The sequence below is a fragment of the Nonomuraea monospora genome (genome assembly GCF_039531895.1).
In the GTDB taxonomy this organism is placed as follows: Bacteria; Actinomycetota; Actinomycetes; order Streptosporangiales; family Streptosporangiaceae; genus Nonomuraea; species Nonomuraea monospora.
On record NZ_BAAAQX010000040.1, the window covers coordinates 98422 to 120704 of the forward strand.

21 protein-coding genes are annotated in these 22283 nt (G+C 72.0%); 10 read left to right on the forward strand and 11 right to left on the reverse strand.

Going from position 1 to position 22283, the window contains the following annotated elements:
* Positions 1-101 precede the first annotated feature (101 nt).
* Together ABD331_RS48755 and ABD331_RS48760 are read left to right on the forward strand one after the other, a co-directional pair.
* Positions 102-1412, forward strand: coding sequence for an SDR family oxidoreductase (locus tag ABD331_RS48755; protein ID WP_344491830.1), 1311 nt, complete (start codon positions 102-104; stop codon positions 1410-1412).
* A 26-nt stretch (positions 1413-1438) separates the two neighbouring features.
* Positions 1439-3175 (forward strand): CDP-glycerol glycerophosphotransferase family protein, encoded by a 1737-nt coding sequence (locus ABD331_RS48760; RefSeq protein ID WP_344491833.1) that lies wholly within the window; start codon positions 1439-1441, stop codon positions 3173-3175.
* A gap of 75 nt (positions 3176-3250) precedes the next feature.
* Here the strand turns inward: ABD331_RS48760 and ABD331_RS48765 are convergent, their stop codons facing one another.
* A complete protein-coding gene (locus ABD331_RS48765) occupies positions 3251-4267 on the reverse strand; it encodes a glycosyltransferase family 2 protein (RefSeq protein WP_344491836.1) in 1017 nt (338 codons plus the stop codon).
* 81 nt (positions 4268-4348) lie between these two features.
* On the opposite strand from ABD331_RS48765, the gene ABD331_RS48770 reads away from it, so the two are divergent.
* The 5 genes from ABD331_RS48770 to ABD331_RS48790 all read left to right on the forward strand — a co-directional run bounded on the left by ABD331_RS48770 (position 4349) and on the right by ABD331_RS48790 (position 8867).
* Entirely contained in the window at positions 4349-5800 is a 1452-nt protein-coding gene (locus tag ABD331_RS48770) for an LCP family protein (protein WP_344491839.1), read from the forward strand.
* A gap of 34 nt (positions 5801-5834) precedes the next feature.
* A complete protein-coding gene (locus ABD331_RS48775; RefSeq protein ID WP_344491842.1) occupies positions 5835-6182 on the forward strand; it encodes an STAS domain-containing protein in 348 nt (115 codons plus the stop codon).
* Positions 6183-6288: 106 nt separating this feature from the next.
* Positions 6289-7134: a GNAT family N-acetyltransferase gene (locus tag ABD331_RS48780; protein ID WP_344491845.1), complete on the forward strand. Its 846-nt coding sequence runs from the start codon at positions 6289-6291 to the stop codon at positions 7132-7134.
* Positions 7131-7970: an LLM class flavin-dependent oxidoreductase gene (locus ABD331_RS48785; RefSeq protein WP_344491848.1), complete on the forward strand. Its 840-nt coding sequence runs from the start codon at positions 7131-7133 to the stop codon at positions 7968-7970. The genes ABD331_RS48780 and ABD331_RS48785 overlap by 4 nt, the downstream gene beginning before the upstream one ends.
* Positions 7971-8147: 177 nt before the next feature.
* A complete protein-coding gene (locus tag ABD331_RS48790) occupies positions 8148-8867 on the forward strand; it encodes a DUF4097 family beta strand repeat-containing protein (RefSeq protein WP_344491851.1) in 720 nt (239 codons plus the stop codon).
* A 147-nt stretch (positions 8868-9014) separates the two neighbouring features.
* Here ABD331_RS48790 and ABD331_RS48795 read toward each other — a convergent pair whose 3' ends face one another.
* The 3 genes from ABD331_RS48795 to ABD331_RS48805 form a co-directional block, all read right to left on the reverse strand.
* Positions 9015-9827: a hypothetical protein gene (locus ABD331_RS48795; RefSeq protein WP_344491854.1), complete on the reverse strand. Its 813-nt coding sequence runs from the start codon at positions 9825-9827 to the stop codon at positions 9015-9017.
* 84 nt (positions 9828-9911) lie between these two features.
* Positions 9912-11048: a hypothetical protein gene (locus tag ABD331_RS48800; protein WP_344491857.1), complete on the reverse strand. Its 1137-nt coding sequence runs from the start codon at positions 11046-11048 to the stop codon at positions 9912-9914.
* Between the two features lie 87 nt (positions 11049-11135).
* Positions 11136-12689, reverse strand: a complete 1554-nt coding sequence (locus ABD331_RS48805) for a hypothetical protein (RefSeq protein ID WP_344491860.1) — start codon at positions 12687-12689, stop codon at positions 11136-11138.
* Positions 12690-12837: 148 nt separating this feature from the next.
* Between ABD331_RS48805 and ABD331_RS48810 the strand changes: the two genes are divergently transcribed.
* Positions 12838-13317, forward strand: coding sequence for a hypothetical protein (locus ABD331_RS48810; RefSeq protein ID WP_344491863.1), 480 nt, complete (start codon positions 12838-12840; stop codon positions 13315-13317).
* A gap of 14 nt (positions 13318-13331) precedes the next feature.
* Here ABD331_RS48810 and ABD331_RS48815 read toward each other — a convergent pair whose 3' ends face one another.
* Both ABD331_RS48815 and ABD331_RS48820 read right to left on the reverse strand, forming a co-directional pair.
* Positions 13332-13955, reverse strand: a complete 624-nt coding sequence (locus tag ABD331_RS48815) for a response regulator (protein WP_344491866.1) — start codon at positions 13953-13955, stop codon at positions 13332-13334.
* Positions 13952-15172 (reverse strand): sensor histidine kinase, encoded by a 1221-nt coding sequence (locus ABD331_RS48820; protein WP_344491869.1) that lies wholly within the window; start codon positions 15170-15172, stop codon positions 13952-13954. The genes ABD331_RS48815 and ABD331_RS48820 overlap by 4 nt, the downstream gene beginning before the upstream one ends.
* Before the next feature lie 200 nt (positions 15173-15372).
* Between ABD331_RS48820 and ABD331_RS48825 the strand changes: the two genes are divergently transcribed.
* Both ABD331_RS48825 and ABD331_RS48830 read left to right on the forward strand, forming a co-directional pair.
* Entirely contained in the window at positions 15373-15918 is a 546-nt protein-coding gene (locus ABD331_RS48825) for a GlcG/HbpS family heme-binding protein (RefSeq protein WP_344491873.1), read from the forward strand.
* Between the two features lie 104 nt (positions 15919-16022).
* Positions 16023-16616, forward strand: a complete 594-nt coding sequence (locus ABD331_RS48830) for an ankyrin repeat domain-containing protein (protein ID WP_344491876.1) — start codon at positions 16023-16025, stop codon at positions 16614-16616.
* Between the two features lie 9 nt (positions 16617-16625).
* Here the strand turns inward: ABD331_RS48830 and ABD331_RS48835 are convergent, their stop codons facing one another.
* From ABD331_RS48835 to ABD331_RS48855, 5 genes are all read right to left on the reverse strand, one after another.
* Positions 16626-17036 carry a VOC family protein gene (locus ABD331_RS48835; protein ID WP_344491879.1) on the reverse strand — a complete coding sequence of 137 codons (411 nt, stop codon included), beginning with the start codon at positions 17034-17036 and terminating at the stop codon, positions 16626-16628.
* Positions 17037-17062: 26 nt separating this feature from the next.
* Positions 17063-18244: a PP2C family protein-serine/threonine phosphatase gene (locus ABD331_RS48840; protein ID WP_344491882.1), complete on the reverse strand. Its 1182-nt coding sequence runs from the start codon at positions 18242-18244 to the stop codon at positions 17063-17065.
* 55 nt (positions 18245-18299) lie between these two features.
* Positions 18300-20498, reverse strand: coding sequence for an ATP-binding protein (locus ABD331_RS48845; RefSeq protein WP_344491885.1), 2199 nt, complete (start codon positions 20496-20498; stop codon positions 18300-18302).
* Between the two features lie 143 nt (positions 20499-20641).
* Positions 20642-21703: a questin oxidase family protein gene (locus tag ABD331_RS48850; protein ID WP_344491888.1), complete on the reverse strand. Its 1062-nt coding sequence runs from the start codon at positions 21701-21703 to the stop codon at positions 20642-20644.
* Between the two features lie 73 nt (positions 21704-21776).
* Positions 21777-22274: an SMI1/KNR4 family protein gene (locus tag ABD331_RS48855; RefSeq protein ID WP_344491891.1), complete on the reverse strand. Its 498-nt coding sequence runs from the start codon at positions 22272-22274 to the stop codon at positions 21777-21779.
* Between the last annotated feature and the right edge of the window lie 9 nt (positions 22275-22283).

The following is a 22283-nucleotide window of genomic DNA, read 5'->3' on the forward strand; positions in this document are numbered from 1 at the left end:
TCCTCCCGGTCGGGGTGGAGCACGTGGTCTTGGGGGTGCGTAGCCACAGCGTAGCGACAGGTCAACGCGATATCACGGAACAGCACCGTTACGCTGCCGGTATGGATTCACGGCTGCGGTCGGTAGGAGTGCTCCTCGCGGGCGGTGTGGGACAGCGGGTCGGGCTCGGCACGCCCAAGCAGCTCATCGAGGTCGCGGGCCGGACGATCATCGAGCACTCGCTGGCGGTGTTCGAGAGCGCGCCCGAGATCGACGAGATCGTGGTGCTGATGACGCCCGGGTACGCCGACCGGGTGCGCGAGATCGTGGCCAGGGGCGGGTATCGCAAGGTCAGCAAGGTAGTGGACGGCGGTTCCAGCCGTACGGAGAGCACCTGGCGGGCGCTGGCGGCGCTCGGGGAGGAAGAGTGCGACGTGCTGTTGCACGACGCTGTACGCCCCCTCCTGGAGCCCCGGATCATCACGGAATGTGTCAGGGCGCTGGAGACCCACGAGGCCGTCAACGTGGCGATCCCGAGCTCCGACACGGTCCTCGTGGCGACGCCCGAGGGGGCCATCGGCGAGGTGCTCGACCGGTCGCGGCTGCGGCGCAGCCAGACGCCGCAGTGCTTCCGGCTGTCGGTGATCCGGGAGGCGTACGAGCGGGCGATGGCCGATCCCGGGTTCGCCGGGCTGCCCGCCACGGACGACTGCGGGGTGGTGCTGCGGTATCTGCCCGAGGTGCCGATCCACCTGGTGCAGGGCAGCGAGCGCAACATCAAGGTGACGCACCCGGCCGACCTGCACATCGCGGAGCTGCTCTTCCGGCTGCCCGCGCCCGTGCCGGCGGGTGACCGGGGCGCGCTGGCGGGCCAGGTGATCGTCGTCCTGTCCTCTGCGGAATCCCGGCCGGAGGCGATCGCGCGGGAGGCGGCCCGTCACGGCGCGACCGTGCGTGTCCTGACCGAGGCCGACGGGGTGCGGGTCGAGGATCTCGACTCGGTGGTCAAGGCGCTCGACGACGTGGGCGCGGCCGACCACGTGGTGCTGGTGGCGGGCGCGGCCCACTCCGGTGACCTGGCGCACGCGAGCGCCGAGACCGTGGCCGACGCCGTCGGCGCCGGTCACCTGGCCGCGCTGAACGTCGCCCGCGCCGCCCGCCCGCACCTGCGCGCTGCCGCGGGGGCCGCTCCCCGCCCTCGGCCCGGCCTGCTGCTGCAGGTGCCGCCCGGCTCCGGGGCGCTGCACGAGTCCGGCGCGGCGGCCGTGGCAGGGCTGACCCAGGCGCTGGCCCGCGAATGGGCCGCCGACGGCATCCGGGTCAACTGCGTCAATACCGGCGCCTCTCCGCTCGTGGTCGCGCAGACCTCGCTGGACATCCTCATCTCCGACCTATCAGGGCAAGTCATAGACGTCCGCGTGGACGGCACTTGACCTGAGGCTTGTTACCGTGCGATCACATGGGGAGACTCATCGTGATCGCGGCGCTGCTCGGCTGCTACCCGGCGCTGCTGGTGGCGGCGCTGTGGCCGGCGCCGGTGCTGTTCGGCGTGGTGGCCGCGGCCTCGTACCTGATCGAGTACGCGGCGCCGCGCGCCGCCCGCCCGCTGCCCGAGCTGCTCGGCAAGGTGCACCTCGGGATCACGCTGCGCTTCGCGGTCAGGGAGACCATGGCGCTGCTCCTGGTCGCCAGGACGGCGGGGGCCGAGTTGCCGTGGTTCGCGGCGCTGGCGGCCGGCCTGCTGGCGATCCACGCGGTGCGGGCCCTGCACACGGGGCTGGCGCTGCGGCTGCGCCAGATGCTCAGCAGGATGCCGGTGACCACCCGCAACCTGGACGTCTCCGCGCTGAGCAGCCCCAAGATGCCGCCGGGGCCGCTGCGTGACGCCCGCAGCGTGCCGTTCCTCTACCTGGACGCGCTGCCGGTGCTCGGCGCCGTCCTGGGCGTCGTCCCCGCCACGGCGGGCGCGGGGGTGGCGCTCGCGGCGGGCCTGGCGGCGGCGCTCGCGCTCATCCCGTACGTGCGCCGCGCCAGGCCGCTCACCGACCGGGCCAGGGTGCTGGAGGTCGTCTCGGAGCAGGTCGAGAAGTACGGCCCCGAGGTCATCCTGTACTTCTCGGGGGCCACGGCCGCCGCCTACCAGGCCAGGATGTGGCTGCCCACCCTCGAACGCATCAACCGGCGCGCCATCGTCGTGCTGCGCGAGCGCGGCATGGCCAGGCATCTGGAATCCACGACGCTGCCGATGGTGTGCATCCCGTCGTCGGCCGACCTGATGAGCTTCCGCGCGCTGGCCGGCGCCAAGCTGTGCCTGTACGTCGCCAACGTCGGCAGGAACGTGCACATGCTGCGCATCCCGACCCTGCGCAGCGCGTTCCTCAACCACGGCGACAGCGACAAGGAGGCCTCGTTCAACCCGTTCTCGCGGGTGTACGACGAGGTGTGGGTGGCGGGCCCCGCGGGCCGCGACCGGTACCGGCGGGCCAGGGTCGGCGTCAGGGACGAGAACATCCACGAGGTCGGGCGGCCCCAGCTCCAGGGCATCTCGACGGAGGGGCCGGGGCTGCCGTACCGGACCGTCCTGTACGCGCCCACCTGGGAGGGCTGGAACGACGACCTGTTCCACACCTCGCTGATCACCATGGGGCCGCGCCTGGTGCGCGCCCTGCTCGACCACCAGCCCCCGCTGCGGGTCGTCTACAAGCCGCACCCGCTCACCGGGCACCGCGACAAGAGCGCCACCCGGGCGCACAGGAAGATCGTCGCCATGATCGAGGCGGCGGAGCTGGCCAAGTCGAAGGCCCGCCACCCCTCCAGGGCCGACGGCACGGCGCCGCACATCAGGCACCTGGTCGTCACCGGGCACTCGCCGCACCTGTACGACTGCTTCAACGAGTGCGACCTGCTGATCAGCGACATCTCCAGCGTGGTGACCGACTTCCTGGCCAGCGAGAAGCCGTACGCGGTGACGAACGTGACGGGGCTGCCCGAGCGCGCCTTCCACGAGCGGTACCCGAGCGCGGAGGCGGGGACGCTGCTGGGCGAGGACCTGTCGGGGCTGGCGGAGTTCCTGGACGGGGAGGACACGCTGGCCAGGGCGCGCGTCAAGCTGCGGAGCTACCTGCTGGGGCCGGAGTACCCGGACGCGATGGCCCGCTTCAACGCGGCCGTCGAGCGGGTGTTCTCGGGCGGCTGATCACAGCCCCCATGGACGCTTCTGCCGGGAAGGACCCCGCCGGAGTACGGCGGGGTGCGGGGGACGTTCGGAAACTCAGCTCTGCGGCCGGGACAGCTTCTTCGGGCTGGTCAGGAAGCCCCAGCCCCACGAGCAGTGCATGGTCGCGTACACCACGGGCAACCGCAGCTTGGCGCTCATCGGCAGCCCGCCGCCGGTCAGCGCCGAACCCGCGACGATCGCCACCGCGTACCCGCCGGGGATGATCAGCGCGAGCGGCAGGAACGGCGAGACGACCAGCCCGAGCAGCATGGCGAGCACGGCCGCGGGAGGCGCGAGGTAACGCAGGTTGATCGTGCCCTCGTGGGTGCGCGCGACCACCCGCCGCCACCGGCCGTAGTGGAAGTACTGCTTGGCCAGCGCCTTGACGTTGGGCCTCGGCCGGTAGAGCACCCGCATGCGCGGCTGGAACCACACGAGCCCGCCCGTCTGGCGGATGCGGTGGTTCATCTCCCAGTCCTGGGCCCGCTGGAAGTGCTCGTCGTAGCCGCCCACCCTGGCCAGCGCAGACCGCCGGAAGACGCCGAGGTAGACGGTGTCGGCGGGCCCGGCGGAGCCGCCCACGTGGAACGCGGCCGCGCCCACGCCGATCTTGGAGGTCATGGCGCAGGCGACGGCCTGCTCGAAGGGGGTGACGCCCTCGGCCGCCATGATGCCGCCCACGTTGTCGGCACCGGTCTCTGCCAGTGTCTCGACGGCCACGCGCAGGTAGTCGGAGGGCAGCATGGCGTGCCCGTCGACCCTGGCGACGATGTCGTTGCGGGAGGCGGCGATGGCCGCGTTGAGCGCGTTGGGGGTGCGGCCCGTCGGGTTGGGCACCACCGTCACCCGCCGGTCGGCCGCCGCGATGGCGTCGGCGACCTCCTGGGTGCGGTCCTGGGACGGACCCACGGCGAGAACGATCTCGATCTCACCGGGGTAGCTCTGGGCGAGGACCATCTCGACGGCCTCGCGGAGGTGCCGCTCCTCGTTGAGGACCGGCATGACGACGGAGATGGGGGGCCAGCCGCGCGTCTGCGCGGGCGCGTGCGGCGAGTCGGGGAACTGCTTCATGGCGGGGCTCACGCTACTGTACGACCGTGGGAGGAGGGCAATCGAAAGGCTGATCCTCCTGGGTGACAAAAGGGGGACCACATGCGCGACCCGGACGAGGAGGACGGCGGGGTGCTCGTGGGCGGCGACGCCTACGGCGGCGTCAAGCTGACCACTCCTGTCCGCACTCGCAGGCCGCCGCGCAGAAGTGCCAAGGCCCGCCGCCGCAACGTGCTGGCCGCCGGGCTCATGTCCACGGGCGTGCTGATCACCACGGGGGTGGTGTGGGCGACCCCGCGTCAGATCGGCACGGTGGACGCCGGCGTGACGGCTCCCGCGTCCCGTGGCGCGGAGAACATCCTCCTGGTCGGCGTCGACAAGCGCGACGACCTCACCCGCCAGCAGCAGAACCGGCTCAAGCTGGGCCGGGAGAGCGGCCAGCGCACCGACACCATGATGGTGGTCCACCTGTCGGAGGACCACAGCAAGGTCACCGTGGTGAGCCTGCCGCGCGACACGTGGACGACGATCCCCGGCAAGGGCGACCACAAGATCAACTCCGCGTACCAGTTCGGCGGGCCGAAGCTGGCCAAGCAGACCGTGGAGGCGGCCACCGGGCTGGAGATCAACCGCTACATCGAGGTCAACATCCTGGGCTTCATCGACGTCGTCGACTCCCTCGGCGGGGTCACCGTCTGCACGCCCGTCCCGATCAACGACACCAAGATCGCGCTCAACCTGCCGGCCGGCACCCACCAGCTCGACGGCGTGCAGGCGCTCGGCTACGCCCGCACCCGCGCCACCGCCCGCTCCGACCTCGACCGCATCGACCGGCAGCAGCAGGTCATCTCGGCGCTGCTGAACCGGGCGCTGAGCGCCGACACGCTGGCGAACCCGGCCAAGCTGGCCTCGTTCGTCAACTCGACGCTGAGCACGGTGAAGGTCGATCCGGACGACGGGCTGCTCGGGCTGGCCACGCAGATGAGGGACGTCTCGCTGCAGGACGTGAAGTTCGCCGAGGTGCCGCTGGCCGACGTGGACTTCAAGGCCCCGACGGGCGAGTCGGCGGTGCTGTGGGACAAGCAGGCGGCCCGCGACCTGTTCGCCAAGATCGACGCGGACCAGGATCCCGCCAAGCCCTCGCCGTCCACGTCCGCCTCGGCCTCGGCCTCCCCCAAGCCGTCGGCGATCACGCCCGAGCAGATCACGGTGGAGGTCAAGAACGGCACGCTGATCACCGGCCTGGCGGCGCGGACGAAGGAGGCGCTGGTCGCCTACGGCTTCAAGGTGCCGGGCAAGCCGGGCAACACCTCGAAGAAGGACTACAAGGAGACCTTCATCCGTTACGGCGAGGGTTTCGAGCAGCAGGCGAAAGTCGTGGCGGCCGCCATTCCCGGCGCGAAGCTGCGGAAGGTGGAGCTGGACGGCGTCGAGCTGATCCTGGGCAGCGACCAGCCGAAAGTTCTGCAACAGAAGTCTTCCGGCACCCCAACTGCGAAGCCGAGTGTTACACCAACCACCAAAACGGCAATGCAGAACATATGTAAGAAATAGGCATAATTATCTGGGTGTCGGGCAGGTGAGGCCCATGGTGGTCAGGTACTGGCGGGAGGAGCCCTGTACGGTTCTGCACGTCGTAGGCGATCTCGACGTTGCAGGCGCGCCCCGGCTGCGGGCGGAGCTCGAACAGGCTCTGGCGTCCGCCGATCCCCTCAACGTGGTCGTCGATCTCACCGAGGTGCCGTTCTGTGATTCCGTCGGGCTCGGCGTGCTGGTCGCCACGCTGAACCACGTCCAGGACCTGAACGGCCGGATGATCCTCGTTCTCGCACCCGGAATGATCAGTCATCTGCTGACGATCACGAATCTCGACCGGCATTTCGAGACGAGCCATTCCCTCACCGAGGCGCGCAGCGCGCTGGAGAGGGCCGCCTGAGCGGTAACGGGTAAAACCGGTAAGAGGTGTGCGAGAACATGGTCTCGTCATGTCGGTACGCCTCTCCACGACCCCCTAGCGAAGTCGCGGGAGAGCCCCCTCAGCGGTGGAGGCTTTCACGTTGTTCGACCAGTTCCCCGAGCCTGCGCGCTCCCAGCTTCGCGCCGCCTTCGACGAGGGCAGGACGCGGCCTGAGTGGTGCTTCGCGGAAGGGCAGGCCCGGCTGGCCTACTGGGCGCCCTTCCCCGGCTCGGAGCCGGTGATCGTCTGGCAGTTCGACCCTGGCCCCGACCCCGTCGCCGCCGCCGGCCTGCTGCGCCGCAGCCTCGGCGAGATGGGCCTGACCAAGATCATCCACGACATCTCGCTGCAACCCGGGCTCGCCCCCGCCGTCGATCGCGCCGTCGAGCACGAGGCGCTCATCGAGGCCGGGTTCACGATGGAGGTCGAGCGGCTGCTGCTGGAGTGGGCGGCCGTGAGCGACGTGCCCCGCGATCCGGGCAGGCTGACGTACGTGCCCGCGCGCCGCCTGGACCCCGCCGAGGTGATCGGCATCCTCGTCCGCATCTCCGAGGGCTCGCTCGACCACGACACGCGGGTGGAGGTGGCCACGTCCGGCGCGGAGAAGGAGGCCCGCTGGATGTACGACGACCTGATGAGCCGCAAGGCCAAGCCGAACTGGTTCGTCGTCGGCTACCTCGGCGACTCCCCCGTCGGCCTGGTCGCCCCCGACGACCACTCCATCGCCTACATCGGCGTGGTGCCCGAGCACCGCGGCCACGGCTACGTGGACGACCTGCTGGCCTGGGGCACCCGCACGCTCGCCGAGGCCGGCCTGCAGCGCGTCGTGGCCGCCACCGACGTCGCCAACGTCCCGACCGCCGCCGCCTTCAGGCGTGCCGGATACTCGGAGGTCGGCCGGCTGTTCCGCTATTACTGGAGGGCATCGTGAGACTTGGCGTCATGTTCGACCGGGACCTGCCGCCCGAGCAGCTCATCCCGTTCGCGCGAGCGCTCGACGAGACGGCCGTGGACGACCTGTGGGTGGTCGAGGACCTGGGCTGGACGGGCGGCCTCACCTCGGCCGCCACGGCGCTGGCCGTCACCTCCCGGCTGCGCGTCGGCCTCGGCATCGCCCCCGCTCCCCTGCGCAACCCGATGCTGCTGGCGATGGAGCTGGGCAACCTGGCCCGGATGCACCCCGGCAGGCTCGCGGCCGGCATCGGGCACGGCGTCCACGACTGGATGCGCCAGGTGGGCGCCGCCCCCGCGTCGCCGCTCGCCCTGCTGGAGGAGACGATCACCGCCGTGAGCGCGCTGCTGCGCGGCGAGACGGTCACCCTGCACGGCAGATCCGTCCACCTGGACGGCGTGTCACTGGTGCACCCGCCCCTTGAGCCGCCGCCCGTGCTGGCCGGGGTGAAGCGGCCCCGCTCACTGGCGCTGTCGGGACGCGTGGCGCAGGGGACGATCGTGCCCGAGGGCGTCGGGCCCGACCAGGTGCCGGGGATCGTCGAGACGATCGGCGCCGGGGAGGATCACGAGCTGGTCGTGTTCACGTTCCTGCGCGTCGGGTCCGGCGGTGACGAGGAGACGCGGGCGGTGGTGGCCGGGCAGGCCGGGTTCCTGGAGGTGGCGCCGGAGGACGTGGCGATGGCGTCCGGCACCGCCGGGGAGGCCGCCGCGCACGTCAAGGCGCTGTGGGCGGCGGGGGCCACGTCGGTGGCGGTGCGGCCGATCGGCGGCGATCCGCTGGGGCAGGTGAACGCGCTGCTGGCGGAGCTGTAGCCGAGGACCCGGCGGGCGCACCGCCGGCGACGATCCTCTTTTCGGCTCAGCGGAGCCGCCGCACGCGCGGGGAACCACGGCCGCCACCGGCGAATGACCGAATGGACGAGGCGGACCGGGCCGGGTCGGCCGGACGGTCGATGGCCGGGCGGGGCCGGTCGGCGACGATCGTGGGTCATGAGGCAGATTGCGGCATTAGCGGCGTGTGCGGCGCTCCTGGCGACCGCCGGTTGCAGCGTGGACCTGGAGGCGGATGAGGTTCACGCCACCCAGTCGTTCCCCTTCACCGGGACCGACCTCAAGATCAACGCCTCCCTGGGCGGCGTACGCGTCCTGCCGGGCGCGGGCGGCGCCGTGCAGGTGGAGCGGTGGGTGCGCGGCAAGGCGGCCGACTCCCCCGCCTGGTCGCTGCGCGACGGCGCCCTGCGCCTCAGCGCGGACTGCAGCATGGTCTTCGGCGACTGCGGCGCCCGCTACCACGTCAAGGTGCCGCCCGGCGTGCGGCTCTCGATCGACGTGACGGACGGGCTCATCCTGAACGGCCTGACCCAGGACGTGGCCGCGAAGAGCCGGGAGCGCATCCAGGTCACGGGCGCGTCGGGGCGGCTGCGGTTGCAGAGCGACGGGTCGATCACGGGCGATGGGCTCACCTCGGGGTACGTGCGGTGCCGCACCTCGGACGGGGCCATCGACGTGGCTTTCAAGGACGCCCCGACCACTCTGGACCTGCGGTCGAGCGACGGGAGGGTGACGGCGAGGGTTCCGGAGGGCGCGTACGCGGTCACGGCCAGGAGTGTGGACGGGAGCACGCGTTCCGAGGTGAAGGACGACCCGGAGGGGCGGCGGAAGATCGCGGCCAGCAGCACCACGGGCGACGTCCGCATCCTGACCAGGTGACGACACGGCAGGGGCGGAGGGGAGCGCGGCGTCGTCTCACGGCGGCCGGGCGGGGTGCGGTGCCGCTGCATGGCGGCCCGGCGGGGTGCGGTGCCGCTGCACGGCGGCCCGGCGGCGCCGTCCACCGCACCCGTGCGCCCGCGCGTGCTACTGCCAGATGGCGGCGTACTTGCCGTTCTCGGCGTTGACCTGCACCGGCGCGAGCCCCTTGGCCTTGAGGTCGTCGAAGCGCTTCTGGTAGCCGGACGCGCTCATGTCCACGTAGTGGGCCCAGGACTTGACCCCGTCCTTGCGCCACACCGCCGCGTACGTCCCGTCGGGCGCCACGGAGACCTTGACCGGCCGGAAGCCCTTCTCCTTCTTGGCGTAGACCTCGGCCTCGTGCTGCTTGAGCGACTTGCCGTAGGTGTAGTACCAGGCGCCGCCGCTGTTGGCGCTCCACACGCCGACGTACCGGATGTCGCCCGGCGTGCCGTACGCGTCCACCGACGTCAGCGCGAGCCCCTTGCCGAGCGCCTCCTTGTTGGCGGCGGCGAAGCCCGCCGGGGTGAGGCCGGCCTTGGCGAGGAACGCGCCCTTCTTCTTCTCGAAGACGGCGGCGAACACGGCCGAGTCTGCCGGCCCGGTGGCGGAGATGGAGGTCGGCTGCGCCCCCTCCTTCAGCCCCGCGTCGAAGCGCTTCTGGAAGCCGTCGGCCGACATGCCCTGCCAGATGCCCCACTCGCTCGACGAGCCGCCCTTGACCCAGACGGCGGCGTAGCGCTCGCCGTCCGACACGTTGACCGTGATGGGGCGGTAGCCCTGGTCCTTGAGCTGCTTCACCTTGGCGACGCTCTGGCTCGCGCTCAGGCCGTGGTAGGCGTACCACGCCTGGGCCTGCGCCTGCGCCCCCGTCGTCATCGGGACGGCGGCCCCGGCCAGCACGGCCGTGACGATCGCGACTTTCCCTGTGGTCCGCATGACCCTCCCATGCAGGGTTCTTTACTCGTTCCAGGAATAAGTCACGACCCTAACAGCCCTTACTGACCGGCCGCATACCGTGTGTCAGCCGAGGCGCTCGAAGGGCGTCGGCGACTGGCCGGTCCAGCGGTAGAGCTGGGCGTGCCCGGTGTGCTTGGAGACGCCGTCCTCCGTGACCTTGTCGGCCTTGGCCACGTAGTAGCGCCCGCCGCCGAGGGAGACCAGCCCGTACTCGCCGGTGAACTGCCACCCCCTGACCCCCGTCGCCTCGTCCTGCAGCCCGCCCTGCGCGAGCGTGAGGAGCTTGCCGCGCTCGGCCCGCGGCTGGCCGGTCAGCTCGCCCGTCCTGGGGCGCGCGCCGCCGTCCACCATGAAGAAGGTGTAGTTCGGGAACTGCGGCTTGGTGCCCTTGTAGACGGCCATCATCCAGTTGCCGGTGTGCTCGTCGTACTGGAGGTTCTGCACGCCGTAGGTGGTGTTGCCGGTGTAGGCGAAGTACTTGCCGTCCACCCGCTCGGGGCCGCTCCTGTGCGGGGCGCTCTCGGTGAGCGGGCGCTCGTACTTGCGCCACTGCTGGATGTCGTACTGGAGCAGGACCTGGTAGTCGTTGTCCTGGCGGGCGGTGTTGGCGTAGACGCCGTAGGCGACGGTCAGCTTCTGCTTGCCGTGCCTCTTGCCGAACTCGGGGCCGAACGAGACGCCGTCGATGCCGCTGCAGCCGTAGCGGTGGTCCGGGGTGTTGCCGACGTTGCCGTCGAAGGCGCCGTCGCCGTTCATGTCGGCCACGTAGTCGGCCACGACCTCCTTCAGGTAGACGGTCTTGACCACGTCGGTGGTCTGGGCGTCCAAGTCGGGGGCGGTGATGCGGTCCACGTCGAAGATCGCGATGTAGAACGACTCCTGCTCCTTGTACTCCAGCGAGCCGTACACGCGCCCGTCCTGGGTGTTGAAGTCGAGGTCGCCCAGGTGGCCGGTGAAGCCGGTCACGGAGCCGATCAGCTTGCCCTGGAGGTCGGTCTTGACCAGGAGGTTGGTGAAGGAGAAGTACATGTACCCCTTGCGCTGGTCGATGGCCATGCCCTGGACGTGGCCGGCCGTCCAGGCGCCGCCGTAGATCTCCGCGGGCAGGTCGCGGGGACGGTCGGCGGCGCCCGCCGGGGTCGCGGTGAGGAGGGAGAGGGCGGAGGTGGCGGCGAGGGTGAGTGTCAGGACCTTGCGCATCAGTGCGATAACCCGTCTTCGGCGTTCATTGATCAAAAATCGACGTTATACCGGCCTTATGCGCATGTCTGACTATTGCCTGAACTGTCAGTGAAGTGGCGCCGAACCCTCCCCGTTCACTCCACGGCGTCCCGTCAGCAAGGTGTTCATGGCGTCGCGTAGCTCCTCGTCCGGCTCCACCGCGTGCGCCGCCCGCACCCACGCGACGCCCTCCGCGGGCGGCTCCAGCCAGGCCCGCAACGCCCGGACCCCGGCCCGGCGGATCCGGATGCCCCGATTGCGCAGGGCCGCCCTGATGAGCGGCAGCCCGAAGCCCGGATGTGACTCCAGCTCCGTGACCACCAGCTCCAGCGCCTGCTCGTGACCGTCGCCGATGAGCCGGGTGCCGGGGCCGTTGGCCAGGTCGTCCAGCGGCAGCAGCTCCTCGGCCAGCGCGAACAGCGTGCCGGCATCGACCATGGGGATCACGCTCTGCCAGGTGTAACTGTCTGCCGAGTCCACTCTGAGGCGCGCCACGAGCTGCGGCAGGATCGGCAGGCCCAGCCGGTTCGCGCAGTGCTGGGCGAGTGAGAAGCCGGGGGCCTCCGGGTCCGCCACGCCCGCCAGCGCCAGTTCGGTCCAGCGCGGCTGGTCGAGCACGTCCCTGTAGCGCTGCCGCAGTGCCTCCACGTCGCCCGGGAGCCAGTGCTCCGGGGGTTTGTGCAGGTGACGGCGGATGGTCAGGAGGTGGTCGAGGCGCTGGAGGGTGGCCTGCCCCTGTCCTGCCAGGTCGGCGTAGCGGGCCAGGGCGGGCACCGCGTCGCCGTACGCGCCGAGGCCCGTGGTGGGGCCGCCGTCGCCGCGGGCCAGCGCGGACAGGATGCCGCCCGCGCCGTCCACCAGCGCCTCGTCCGGCTCGGGGTCGAGGAGCGCGGAGTACAGGTCGCCGGTGGTGGCGGCGAGCGGGGCCAGGTACTCGTCCATGATGTCGTTGCGGAAACCCTCGCGCAGCAGCCACGCCTTGACCTCGGGGTCGTCGCTGCCCTCCAGGCGTTCGACGGCGTGGATGCGGCCCCAGGCCGTCACCCGCCTGGCCAGCTCGAACACCGCCCGCTCCCGGTCGGCTTGGGTGCGCAGCAGGGCGACGGCCGCGTACAGGGTGAACTCCTCCAGCGTGCCCAGCAGGAGCAGCAGCTCGCGGTCCCGCTCGTCGCCGGACACGCCGACGAGCACGATGCCGATCTTGACGGCCTCGCGGCGCGTGCCGTGCTCGGCCAGCCAGTGACCGGCCTCGTACACCTGCTGCCTGCTCAGCTCCCTGCGGGCCAACTCGCGCGGCAGGTCGTCACAGATCTCCAGCGCGCGGGCCCGCGCGAGCCGGTCGTGCAGCGCGGCGCGCGGGGCTCGCTCCTGGAGGAGATCGGCGACCGCCTGGACGGTGTCCGGGGCGGAGCCGACGCCGAAGTGGTGGGTGCGGACGCCGTCCATGACCACGGACGGCATGTGCGGCTTGCCGTCGTCCGGGCGTGGCGGCTCGTCGGGCAGGTCCATCGCGTGCGGCGGCCACGGGCCGGGGCCGTGCAGGCAGGACAGGGAGAGTGCGTGTGCGAGGAAGGTGAGCTGCTCGTTCGCGGCGCTCGGCTTCCTCTCGCCGGGGGTCACCGGCTGGGGCGGTGGCCGCCCTTCCCGTAGAAGATCATGGTGGCCATGATGCCGCAGGACGCCCGGTTCGCGCCACCCGGTTTCCGCGTCTTTGGGCCCTGGCAGGGCCGCGCCGCGCGATTATCGTCCAGGGCGGAGGTGGCCTGCCGTGATCGCTACCCTGGCTCTCTGGCTCAGCGTCGTCGCCGCCGGCCTCTGGTCCGGTCTGCTGCTCACCCTCACGACGATTCTGCATCCGATGTTCGTCCGGCAGCCGGGGCGCGGGTTCGCCACGGAGTGCGCGCACTTCCTGCCCATCGCCCGCCGCTCCCCGACCAACTATGCCCTCGTGATCCTGCTGATCGTGGCTCCCGCCGTCGCGTTGCTCGGGCTGCGCGAGGCGCCGTCCGGCGTGCCGTTCGTCCTCACCGCCGCCGGGCTGGTGGCCACCGTCACCACGTGGCTGATCTCCCTGCTCCGTTCTGAGCCCAACTACGACGTCATCCTGAGCTGGGACCCGGACGCGCTGCCCAACGACTGGCAGCAGGCGCAGCGCCGCTGGATCCGGCTGAACTGGACGCGGGCGGCGCTCACCTGGACGGCGTTCGCCCTCTTCGTCCTGGCCACCCACGCGCACCTCACCACCTGACCTCGCCGCGCGGCTCAGGGCAGCCTGATCAGGCGGCGCTCCACGGCGGCGGTGACGGCGGCGGTGCGCGTGTCCACGCCCAGCTTGCCGTAGACGTGCACCAGGTGGGTCTTGACCGTCGCCTCCGTGATGAACAGCCGCCTGGCGATCTCCCGGTTGCCGGCCCCGCTCGCCAGCAGCTCCAGGATCTCCACCTCCCGCACGCTCAACGCCGGGCCCGGATCGCGCAGCCGCCGCATCATCCGCGCCGCCACCTTGGCCGACAGCACGCTCTCTCCCCTGGCCGCCGCCCGGACGCCCTGGAACAGCTCCTCCGGCGGGCACACCTTCAGCAGGTAGCCGGTGGCGCCCGCGTCCACGGCCCGCATGACGTCCGCCTCCGTCTCGTACGTCGTCAGCACCAGGACCCGCGGCGGCGACGGCAGCGCCCGGATCCGGCGGGTGGCCTCTACCCCGTCCACGCCGTCGCCGAGCTGCAGGTCCATGAGCACGACATCGGGGCTTTCCGCGGCGATCCCGCTCAGCGCCTCCTCCGCGCCGGACGCCTCGCCGACGACCTCGATGTCGCCCTCGCCGGCGAGCAGCGCCACCAGGCCCGCCCGGACGACCGGATGATCGTCCACCAGGAACAGCCTCATCGCGCCCCCTCTTCTGATGAACGGACGGGAACCCTGGCCGCGATCGCCGTGCCCTCGCCCGGCGCGCTCTCGACGATCAGGACGCCGCCCACCTCCTGCAGGCGGTCACGCATCGCGCGCAGGCCGTAGCCGCGGCCCGGTGCCGGGGAGGGCTCGGTGAATCCCGCCCCGTCGTCGAAGACGTCCAGGGTGACCTCGCCGTTCAGGTAGGACAGGGTCACCGTGGCGCTCGTGGCGCCCGAATGGTCGCGGACGTTCGCCAGCGCGCCCTGGGCCACCCGCAGCAGCGCCGTCTGCACGTCCGGGCGCAGCGGATACTGCTCACCCTCCACCCGCACCCGCACCCCCGGCCCACCCGCGCCGCCTCCGCCACTCGCCCTGTCACCGGCGCCCGCTTCGCCTTCCCCGCTCGCCCTGCCACCGGCGCTCGTGCCGAGCCGGGCGAGCGCCTCGGGCAGGGTGCCGTTCTCCAGCCCCGGCGGTCGCAGGTCGCGGACGAACCGGCGGGCCTCGTCGAGGTTCTCCGCCGCCGCCGCGGCGGCCCGCCGTACGTGCGCCCGGGCGAGCGCGGGGTCGGCGGCCCAGGTGCGGTCGGCGGCCTGCAGCAGGATGCCCATGCTGGTCAGCCCCTGCGCGAGCGTGTCGTGGATCTCCCTGGCCAGCCGCTCCCGCTCCTCCAGCACGCCGGTACGGTGCCGCGTCTCGGCCAGCGTCTCCCTGGCGGCGATCAGGTCGTCGATGAGCAGCTGACGGGCGGCGCTCTCACGCTGCAGCTCCCAGAACGTCACCGCGGTCATGGCGGCGATCCCGATGGGCGCGAGGATCAGGCTCGGATCGATCTCCTGCGCGATCTTGGTCTGCGCCGCGATGACGATCAGCGTGAGCGCCGCCGCGGCCACCGCGAACGCCCGCGCGTTCAGCAGCCGCAGGCACAGGAAGAGCAGCGGCACCGCGCACCAGCTGAACGACGGCGCGAGGACCACCAGCCCCAGCCAGACCGCCGCCACGCAGCCCAGCCACACCAGCCGCCCGCGCCCGAGCCTGCCCCACAACACCATGCCGGTCAGGTACGCCAGGGCGAGGGCCGCGCAGATGACCAGCGCCGTCACGGTCTGCGCGACCATGCCGTGCCGGGACACCAGCCTCCACGCCGAGGCGGCCAGCAGCAGGTAGAAGCCCGCATGCATGGCCCAGTTCAGCCAGACGCGCTCCCTCATCGCCCTCCCCACCCTGTCCGTTCCGTCCAGACTTTATGCAGTTCAGGCGACCGGCCGGGACGTGGACGGTGGCGAATCAACCGATCGGTTGACCTGCGGCTCAACCCCTTGACGCGGCGGGATCGCCCGTGCTCCCGATGGCGCGCGGTGCCTTCGTTGCCAGGCTTGACCTGCTCGAACACCGACGAAGGGAAGAGAAGATGACCATCTCCCGCCCCATCAGCCTGCTCGTTACCGGCCTCGCCCTCGCGACCGCCGCCCTCGCCCCCACCACCGCCGAGGCGTCCTCACTCACCCCGGCCAAGGACTCACGCGCCGACCAGCCGCTCGTCCAGACCGAGGTGCTGTCGTCCGACGCCGCCCTGAAGATCGCCCAGGCCGCGATGCGCGAGGCCGCCCAGCAGAAGCAGCGCGTCACCGTCGTCATCGTCGACCGTTCGGGCGCGACCCGACTGGTCGTCAAGGGCGACGGCGCGGGCCCGCAGACCGAGGAGTCGGCCAGGCGCAAGGCGTTCACGGCGGTCTCCTTCGGGCGGCCCACCAGCGAGCTGGCCAAGGGCCTGAACGGCGGCGGCGGCCCGAGCATCGCCGACATCCCCGGTACGCTCTTCCTCGGCGGCGGGGTCCCCGTCGCCTCCGGCGGCGCGCCCGTGGCGGGCATCGGCGTCGGCGGGGCGCCGAGCGGCGACATCGACGAGGCCATCGCCCGCGCCGGGCTGAAGGCGGTCGCGGGTCAGCTTCGGTGAAGGGGCCGACGGGGATGAGCAGCCCTGGGCGCAGGACCGTCCTGGCCTCCCTGCTCACCTCGCTACTGGCCGCATGCGGCAACCGCGGCACGAAAGGAGAAGGCGTGACCGACGAGGAACTGCTGGCGGCCGCGGCACGAGGAGACGCCGCCGCCGTCCGCGACGCGCTGAGCTCGGGAGCGGACATCGAGGCCCGCGACGACCGGCGCCGCACGGCGCTGCTGCTCGCCGCCGCGGCCGACCACGTGGAGGCGGCCGAGGTCCTGGTGAAGGCGGGCGCCGACCCCAACGCCCAGGACGCCCGCCAGGACACCCCCTGGCTGGTCACCGGCGTCACCGGCAGCGTCGCCATGCTCCACGCGCTCCTCCCGGCCGGGCCCGACCTGACCGTGCGCAACCGCTACGGAGGCGTCTCCCTCATCCCAGCCTGCGAGCGGGGGCACGTGGACTACGTCCGCGAGGTGCTGAAGACCGGCATCGACGTCGACCACGTCAACGACCTCGGCTGGACCGGCCTGCTGGAGGCCGTCATCCTCGGCGACGGCGGCCCGCCGTACCAGGAGATCGTGCGCCTGCTCATCGCCGCCGGCGCCGACGTGAACCTCGCCGACCGCGACGGCGTGACATCCCTCGCCCACGCCCGCACCAAGAGCCAGACGGAGGTCACCACCCTCCTGCAAGCCGCCGGAGCCCGCTGACCCCTCGCCTCAGCCGGGATCCGCCACCAGCTCCACCTCGAACCCGTCCTGATCCTCCAGGTAAGCGGCATAGTGCTGCTCCCCGCCGGCGTACGGGTGCCGGTCCTGGAACATCAACGCCCAGCCGTACGCGGGCGCCCGCCCGGCCAGCTCGTCCACCCGCTCGCGGCTGCCCGCGTGGAACGCCAGATGGTTCAGGCCGGGGCGGCGGCGGTCGTGCCCGGCGGCGGTGAGGGCGGGCGACTGCTCGATGACGATGTACGTGGCCCCGAGCCGCCAGCTCCGGCCGTCCGGCCAGTCCTGGTGGAGCTGGTAGCCGAGCTGCTCCAGCAGCCATCGCCAGCTCGTCGTGGCGCGCGGCAGGTCGGGGACCCAGAGCTCGACGTGGTGCAACGAGCCGGTGGCGGGGGATTCGGTCATGGCGGGAGCCTACGAGTGATCCGCCGTCACGTGGTGGTGCGCTCGTCGTCCGGGATGGGTGCGGCGAGTGGGCTGGGCAGGACGGACGGGGCGGCCTGGGTGAGGATGAGGGTCAGGTCGTCGTCGGCTCCCGTGGTGGCCGTGTGCTTGTCGAGGGCGTTGAGCAGGTCGTCCAGGGCCTGGTCCAGGGTGGGGGCGGCGAGCGTGGCGTGCAGGCGCTCGTCGAGCGGGAACATGTCCCCGCCGGGCGTGCGGGCCTCGGTCAGGCCGTCGGTGTAGAGCAGCAGGCGGTCGGTGGGCAGGAGGCGGACCCGCTGCGGGTGCGGGTCCGGCGAGAGGCCGAGCGGCGGGGACGGGCTGCGCAGGACCAGGACGTCCAGGGTGGCGCCGACGCGGATCGGCGGCGGGTGGCCGCAGTTGACGAGCGTGACGTGGTCGCGGCCGAACTCGGCCAGCAGGACCGTGACGAAGTCCTCCGCGCCCAGGTCGCCGGCCAGGCGATTGTCGAGGTGGTGGGCCAGGCAGGCCAGGTCAGGGGCGGTGGCGGCCGTCTGGCGGAAGGCGGCCAGGACGGAGGCGGCGTGGCTGAGTGCGTCGATGCCGTGGCCCTTGGCGTCCCCGATGATCAGGCGCAGGCCGGCGGGCGTCGAGATGGCCTCGTGCAGGTCGCCGCCCAGGCGGGCGCCAGGGGTGGCCGAGCGGGTGCGGGCGGCCAGGTGGAGGCCGCCCAGCTCGGGGGGCAGCGGCGGGCTGATCGCCCGCTGGCTGGCCTCGGCGAGGCGGGACAGGCGGAGCACGGCGGTGTGGTACTCGCGGTAGGTACGGGCCGTCAGCACCGCCCACAGGCCACTGGTGGCCACGATCAGCACGCGGATCAGGTGGTCGGGGACGGTGGGGAGGCCGGAGCCCGCGCCGTCGGCGGTGGCCAGGAGGAACAGGGCCAGGGCGAGGGCCATCGCCGCGGCCACGGTGGTGAACCTGGGGCTGAGGAACCAGTGGGCGGCGGCCAGCGGGCCGAGCAGCAGGAGGCCGGACATCGAGACGGTGACGGCCGCCTCGTCGGCTGCGGCGATGGCGACCTCGGTGAGCAGGATCGATGGCAGGAGCCAGCGGTGAGACCGCAGAGTCGTGCTTCGCCGGCGGATGAGAGGCTCCTTACGGTCGGTCGAGGGCGCCGGGCTGGCGTATATGGGCTGGTTGTGCCGCATATGTGCGGGCTGCTTGTGCGGGGTCAGGGGTTGGGGGCGGTGGGGGGCGGCTGTGTTACGTTCCGGCCGCCAGCAGGCCGACGCCGGCGGCGCCGCCCGCGTAGGCGATGCCGATGTCCAGCGGGTCGATGTCGTAGCCCGCCTGGTAGGCCCGCTCGTACGCGAGATCGCCAACCAGCCGCCGCGCCTGGACCTCGCACTCCCGGCGGGCGGCGACCCAGGTGGGGATGCCGATCTGGGGACGGCCGATGCGCTTCCACACCTGCTGGGCCAGGCCGAGCAGGCAGGCGGCCCGCTCGCCCTCGTTCATGGCGACCGCGATGCGGCCGAGCAGGTCGAGGACCACGGCGACGCCGAGGTGGTCGTTCAGCCGGTGCTTGATCTTCAGGGCGGACCGGGCGCAGGAGAGCGCGGCGTCGGGGTGGCCGTGGTTCAGCTCGGCGTCGGTGCGGATGATGTCGCTGTGCGAGCGGAACAGGCGTTCGCCGCGCGGGTCGCAGCAACGGTTCACCAGGTCGCAGATGGCCAGCGCCTCCTCGTACGAGCCGAAGAAGTTGTAGGCGGCGCCCGCGCTCAGGGCGCTCAGGCAGTAGGCCATGGTGAGCTCGGCCCGCTCGGACATGCGCGAGTACACGTCCTTGCACAGAGCCATCATCCGCTCGCCGTCTCCCAGGATCAGAGTGGCGGCCAGGACCGTACTACGCCCGTGCTCCAGCGCGGACGCGTCGTTCTGCCGCCTGGCCTGGTCCTCGCACTGCCGCGCCAGCTCCAGCCCGGTGACGCCGTCGCCCTGGATCGTGCTGATCAGGCTCGCCACCCACAATGCCTTCGTACGGGCCCGGCCCGGCCCCGTCTCGGCGGCCAGCGCCCGCTCCAGGAAGTGCGCGCCCTCCTTGGCGAACCCGCAGCCGTACCAGTAGAACCACAGGTCACCGACCAGCTCCAGCGCGACCGGCTCCCCCGGGCACTCCAGAGCGAACTCCAGGGCGGCGCGCAGGTTGTCGTGCTCTGCGGTCATGCGGTCGTACCAGGCGACCTGGTCGGGCCCCAGCCAGGACGCGTCGCCCAGGCCGGCCAGCTTCCTGTAGTGGTCGCGGTGTCGGCGGCGCAGCGTGTCCTGCTCGCCGAGCTGGCCGAGGTAGAAGGCGCCGAACTCGCGGATGGTGTCCAGCATCCGGTAGCGCTCCCCACCGCCGGTCGGCTCCCAGATCAGCAGCGACTTGGTGGCCAGCGTGGCCAGCAGCCCGGGGACGCGCTCCGGGGCGAGCCGCTCGTCGCCGCACACCTGGGCGGCGGCCTCCGCGTCGAAGGATCCGGTGAAGACGGACAGCCGCGCCCAGGCCAGGCGCTCCTCCGACGTGCAGAGCTGGTGGCTCCAGCCGATCGCGGTACGCAGCGCCTGGTGCCACGGCGGAACCGTCCCGTAGACGGCCTGTGCGGTGTCGCCGAGCAGCGACAACCGGTCGGACAGCCGGTCTGCCAGCTCCTCCATCGGCATCTCGGCCAGCCTCGCGGCGGCCAGTTCGATGGCCAGTGGCAGGCCCTCCAGCCGCCTGCACACCCTGGCTGCGGCCTCGCGGTTGCGGTCGTCCAAAGTGAAGCCGGGCAGTGCGGCGGCGGCGCGCTCGGCCAGCAACCGCACCGCCTCCGCCTCCTCGCCCGCCTCGTTCTGCCCGCGGTTCTCTTCGTGCGCCTCGTTCCGCTTGCGGTCCTGCTCGCGAGTTCCGGTTCGCCTGCGGACGTTCGAGCCTGGCACCGGCAGCGTCCCGAGGACGAGGATCTCCTCCTCGGGCAGGCCCAGCGGGCGGCGGCTGGTGGCCAGCACGCGCAGCCTGGGGGCGGCCTGCAACAGCGTCCCGACGATTGCCGCGCACTCGTCGATCAGGTGCTCGCAGGTGTCCAGCACCAGCAGCAGCTCGCGGTCGGCGAGGTACTCGGCGAGCACCTCGCGCATGGGACGCGTGGATCGGTCGGCCAGCGGCAGCGCCTCGGCGATCGTGTACCGGACCGCGCCCGGCTGGCCGATCGGGGACAGCGGCACCCACCACGCCCCGTGGGTCAGCCGCGGCTGCAGGGTGGCGGCGGCGCGCAGGGCCAGCCGGGTCTTGCCGACCCCGGCCACCCCGGTCACCGTCACGAGCCTGCCCTGTTCGAGCAGCGTCTCCATGCGTGCCAGCTCATCGTGACGGCCGATGAGGCTGGTGGTTTCCAGGGGCAGGTTGCCCGCTCTGCCCTGGCCTGCCGCTCCGACCATGATTGCCGCCTTCGCCGGGGGTCGATCTGCCGCATTTGCTCGGAAGAGCAGTCTGCCCCAGCCACGCGTGCTTCGTAGCCGAAAGTAAAGAAGTGAGCACTCTTCGCATTCGGGCGCGTGGTTGCCTTGAGTGCCGGAAGGGGTCAGGAGAAGGGGCTGATCAGGGTGGCCGCGCGGGTCACCGCGGCGAGGGCTGCGGGGTTGCCGGTGCGGCGGTGCACGTCCAGGGCGGTGTCGGCGAGTTTGATCACGTGCTCGTCCCCGTGGCGGACGGCCAGCTCGAACACCTCCTCCGGCTGGTCGGGGCCGTCGGGTACATCGGACAGGGCGCGGCGGGCGTCGGCGGGGGCGTACGCGGCGGTCACCGCGGCGCTGGCCGCCCACGCCGCGTTCAGCGCCGCGTTCCACAGGTGCGGCGGCAGCGCGGGCAGCGTCCTGAGCACGGCCGTGGGCGCGGTCGCGGCGTGGACCAGCATGACCGGGTTGCCGTGCGCGTGGGTGAGGTAGCGCAGGGTCGCCGCGTCCGCCAGCTCGGCCAGCCGTGCGCGCGCCTGCTCGGCGTCGGCGGCCGGTCGCAGCGCTGCCACGGACGAGGCCCAGCCGGGGACCTCGGCGAGCTGGTCGAGCCGGTGGTTGATGCCCTTGCTCTGGTCCGGCACGCGCGGCACCCCGGCGATGGCGCGCTCCGGGTCGGCGGTGCCGGACGGCGCGTCGAAGGCGGCGATGGGCTGCCAGCGGGCCGCCCAGTAACCGAGCGCCTGCCCCAGCTCGGCCAGCCGCACTTCATCCCGCTGCTCCTGACCCGGCTGCTGGAGCAGGGCATGGACCGCGTGGCCGGTGCGGATCACCCCGTGCGTGGCTCCGGCCGCGATCCCGGGCAGCAGGCGCGGCCACCACGTCTCCAGCACGTCCCGCCAGGGCCGCTCCCGCAGCTCCCTGTCGAAGAACGCCAGCCAATCCCCCAGCCGCCCCGCATCGCCCAGCGCCGCGCGCCACTCCTCCGCCCCGACCGGCGAGGAGCCGCGCGGCAGCTCGTCCAGCCTGGCGACGTACCCGTCGAGCCATCGGTGCACGTCACGGTCGTGCCCGTGCCTGACCATCGCCTCGACCGCCATCGGCCCGTGGTTGGACAGCCACCCCTCGAACTCGGGGCCCGTCCTGTGCAGCCGCTCGTACGCCTCTTGCAGTGTCCCGCTCTCGTTCATGACATCGGACGCTAATCGCCGGCGGCCGTCACGCACGTCGGTCCCGCGATCCACCACCCCTACTCCATTAGGCCTAGGCCCCATACTCTGGGCACCACCGGCCCAAGGACGGTTTCACGCGCTCATTCCTGATGAGATCCCAGAAGCACCGGTAACGCCTCGCACCAGGCACCCAGGACGCGAGATACCACGCCTCCCACTCACCGCCGGCAGTCCTGACATGAGGATTGAGAAGGGCCATTCCATCGTCCCAACGCCCGACCAGAAGGGTGTCAGGCACGTATTCCCTTCTCAGGTTGACGCTCTCCTGCTCCTCCCCGTAGACGAAATACAGCTCATCGGGAATGCTCCGCACCTTCCCGTTCCCGGCACCTGACCAGACCTCGGCGGCCAAAGGCTCCAGGTCACGCAACCAGCCGACTTCCCCGGCACGCAGTAAACAGCCGTCACCCCACCCATCGGAGCACAGGAGGAACTGCCGATAACTGCCCGGCAACTCCACCCCCACCCGCTCTTCGAGCAGGCGAACCTCCGCCTCATCAGCCTCGGACCACGCGTACTGGGCACTCATGGCCGAGAA